This window comes from Streptomyces sp. NPDC052052, from assembly GCF_040680455.1.
Lineage (GTDB): Bacteria > Actinomycetota > Actinomycetes > Streptomycetales > Streptomycetaceae > Streptomyces.
The window spans coordinates 1-4036 of sequence record NZ_JBFAWU010000054.1 but is presented as its reverse complement, the minus strand read 5'-3'; the positions used below and the strand labels follow the sequence as shown (position 1 = coordinate 4036).

Sequence of the window (4036 nt, the reverse complement as noted above, 5' to 3'; positions counted from 1 at the left end):
AACGCCCACGTGATCATCGAGCAGGCCCCCGAAACAGCCCAGACCGACACAGGAACCGCGGCTCCCGAGCCCGCGGAGTCCACACCCACCATGCCCTGGATTCTTACCGCCGCCGAGGGGACCGCCCTGCGCGAACAGGCCGACCGCCTCCGCACGTTCCTGGCACGGACCGAGGCCGATGACGCGAGCGCGGACCCCCGCGATGTCGCGTACGCGCTGGCGAAGAACCGTGCCGCGCTCGAGCACCGCGCCGTCGTCCTCGGTGAGGACCGGGACACCCTCCGGGCCGGGCTCGACGCCCTCGCCGAGGGTCACGAGACCACCGCAGTGGTGACCGGCACTGCCACGGCCAAGGGCGGCCGGACCGTCTTCGTCTTTCCGGGGCAGGGCTCGCAGTGGCCCGCCATGGCCACCTCGCTCTACTCCACATCCGCCCCCTTCCGCAACCACATCGACGCCTGCGCCGACGCCCTCGCGCCGTACACCGACTGGAGCCTGCGCGACCTCGTCACCCAGGCACCCGGAGCACCAGACCTCGACCGTGTCGACGTCGTCCAACCCGCCCTCTTCGCGGTCATGACCTCGCTCGCACGGCTGTGGCAGGCCCATGGTGTCCAGCCGGATGCCGTCCTCGGGCACAGCCAGGGCGAGATCGCCGCCGCGTACATCGCGGGCGGGCTCGACCTCGCCGACGCCGCACGGATCGCCGCGCTGCGCAGCAAGGCGATCACCGTGCTCGAAGGCACCGGCGGCATGGTCTCCGTACCTCTGGCCGCCGACGCCACCGAGGCCCTGATCGGCCCCTGGCACGGCGATATCCAGATCGCTGCCGTCAACGGGCCCGGCGCGACCGTGGTCTCCGGCGCCGCAGCCGCCCTGGACGAACTCCTCGTGTACTGCTCCGAGCGGGACATCCGGGCGCGCCGCATCCCCGTGAGCTACGCCTCGCACCATCCGCACGTCGAGGCGCTGCGCGAGACGCTCGTCGAGCAGATCGCCGGGACCACGCCCAGGTCCGCCCCGATCGCCTTCTATTCGGCGGTGGAGGCGGAGCCGGTGGATACGGCCACGCTCGACGTGGACTACTGGTACCGCAACCTGCGGCAGCCGGTGCGCTTCGACGAGACTGTGCGGCGTCTCATCGACGACGGCCACACCCGGTTCATCGAGGCCAGCCCGCACCCGGTACTCACGGTCGGTCTGCAGGACATCATCGAGTCCACCGGTACTGCCGCCACCGCAACCGGCACCCTCCGCCGGGACCAGGGCACCGCACACCGGTTCCTGACCTCGCTGGCCACCGTGTGGACCGCCGGCGGCCCGGCCGACTGGTCCGGCGCACTGTCCGGAAGCGGGACACCGCACCGTCAACTCGACCTGCCTACTTACGCGTTCCAGCGAAGGCGCTACTGGCTGGAGCCCGAAACCACTATCAGCGAGGCCTCCGGTCTGGGGCAGCACACCGTGGACCACCCGCTTCTGAGCGCCGCCGTGGAGGTGGCGTCCGGCTCCGGAGTACTGTTCACCGGCCGCATCTCGACGGCCACCCACCCCTGGCTCACCGATCACGCGGTACTCGACACCGTGCTGCTCCCCGGCACCGCGCTCCTCGAAATGGCTCTGCACGCCGGCCGGCACGTCGGCTCCGGCGAACTGGAAGACCTCACCCTGGAGGCGCCGCTGGTCCTCGCGGCCGGTGTCCCGTACAACCTCCAGGTTGCCGTCGCACCGGCCGACGACGCCGGAGTCCGCGCCGTCCATATCCACTCGCGCGAGCACCGCGACGAGTCAGTGGGCTCTGAGGGCTGGACCCGGCACGCCACCGGCGCCCTGGTACCGGGCGCCGCCGGGCGCGGCGCAGGGTTCGGCCTGGCGGCCTGGCCGCCGCCGAATGCCCGGCCGTACCCGCTGAACGACGTGTACGAACGCCTCGCCGGCCACGGCTACGTCTATGGACCCGTCTTCCAGGGCCTCCAGTCGGCCTGGCACGACGGCGACGACATCTACGTGGAGGTACGGCTGCCGGAGAACGTCCGGGGTGAAGGCGAGCGGTTCGGGCTGCACCCGGCGCTCCTCGACGCCGCCCTGCACGCCCTCGTCCTGGACGGGGTGCCGCCCGAGGGATCGGACACCTCCTGGCAGGCCCGCCTCCCCTTCAGCTGGAGCGGAGCACGGCTGTACGCGGCGGGGGCGTCGCTGCTGCGCGTTCGGCTGACCAGGACCGGCGAGGACACGGTCATGCTCCGGGCGGCCGACGCGACCGGCGCCCCGGTCGCCGCCGTCGACACCCTCACCGTGCGCCCGGCAGACCTCGCGGAGCTGGCCTCCTCGACCCGCACCGCGGGCGACGACGGCCTGCTGCGTCCCGAGTGGGTCGCCGCCCAACTGCCCACGTCCACCGGCTCCGCACCGGGATCACTCGCGCTCCTCGGAGGCCACAGCGCCGGACTGCTCAGGTCCGACGAGGAGTTGATCACCGTCCACGCGAGCCTCGCCGCCCTCCAGGACACCCTCGATGCCGCAGTCCCCGCGCCCCGCGCCCTGCTGGTCACCGCCGTTCCCGCGGCAAACGGCACGGACACCGACATCACCACCGAGGAAGGGCCCGCCGATACGGCACAGACCATCGTGCCCCGGTTCCTCGGCCTGCTCCAGGGCTGGCTGGAGGACGCGCGCCTCGTCGGCACCACCCTGGTGGTGGCCACCCGCAACGCCGTGTCCACCGGGCCCGGCGACCATGTACGCCACCTGGCCGGAGCGTCCCTCTGGGGGCTGCTGCGCTCGGCGCAGTCCGAGAACCCCGAGCGGTTCCTGCTGATCGACCTCGACGGTGAACCTCTGGATGCGGCCGCCCTGCATGCGGCCCTGGACAGCGGCGAGCCACAACTCGCCGTACGACAAGGCAAGTTCCTCGTCCCTCGACTGAGCAGGGCGGCCACTGGTCAGTTACTCGCGGTGCCCTCGGACGACCTCCACTGGCGGCTCGCCAACAAGGGCACCGGCTCGCCCGACGGACTATGGCTGGCGCCCGCGGTCGAGGCGACACGGCCGCTGGCGGAGGGAGAGGTCAGGGTCGAGGTCCGCGCGGCCGGTATCAACTTCCGGGACGTCCTGATCGCCCTCGGCATGGTGGCCGACGACTCCCGGCCGCCCGCCGGCGAAGGCTCCGGCATCGTCCTGGAGACGGGCCGCGGCGTCACCGGAATTTGTCCGGGCGACCGTGTGATGGGGCTGCTGCCCGAGGGCGTGGGCCCGGTCACTGTCGCCGACCAGAGAGTGCTCACCCGGATGCCGCTCGGCTGGACCTTCGCGCAGGCGGCCGGCATCCCGGTGGTGTACCTCACCGCGTACTACGGACTGAAGGACCTGGCCCGGGTGCGCCGCGGAGAATCCCTGCTGTTGCACAGCGCGACCGGTGGCGTCGGCCTGGCCACGCTCCAACTTGCCGAGCACTGGGGACTGAAGGTGTACGCCACGGCAAGCCCCGGCAAGTGGCGCACGCTGCGCACCCAGGGGCTGCCCGACGAGCGGATCGCCTCCTCGCGCGACCTGGACTTCGAGGAGCGCTTCCGTGACGCGTCCGACGGACAGGGCGTGGACATCGTGCTCAACTCGCTCGCCCAGGAGTACGTGGATGCCTCGTTGCGCCTGCTCGCGCCCGGCGGCCGGTTCATCGAGATGGGCAAGACCGACATCCGCGACGCCGCCGAGGTCGAGCGCGCTCATCCGGGCGTCCACTACCAGGCGTTCGACGTGCTGGACGCCGGGCCCGACCGGGTCAAGGAGATGCTGGAAGAGCTGCGGGAACTGTTCGACAGCGGCGTGCTCGGCCCGCTCCCCTCGACGGCCTGGGACATCCGACGGGCCCCCGAGGCGTTCCGGTTCCTCAGCCAGGCACGGCAGATCGGCAAGGTCGTCCTGACCCTGCCGACCCCGCCGTCCCCCGAGGGCACGGTGGTGGTCACGGGCGCGTCCGGCACACTGGGCGCCCATGTGGCACGCCATCTGACGGCCGAGCACGGGGCGCGTCACCTTG

General features: G+C 72.1%; 1 protein-coding gene. It reads left to right on the top strand.

Translation table 11 applies throughout. From position 1 onward, the window contains the following. Positions 1-90: 90 nt before the first annotated feature. Positions 91-4036 (top strand): acyltransferase domain-containing protein (locus AB0L71_RS32595; RefSeq protein WP_365250340.1); only part of this gene is annotated, 3946 nt, incomplete at its 3' end.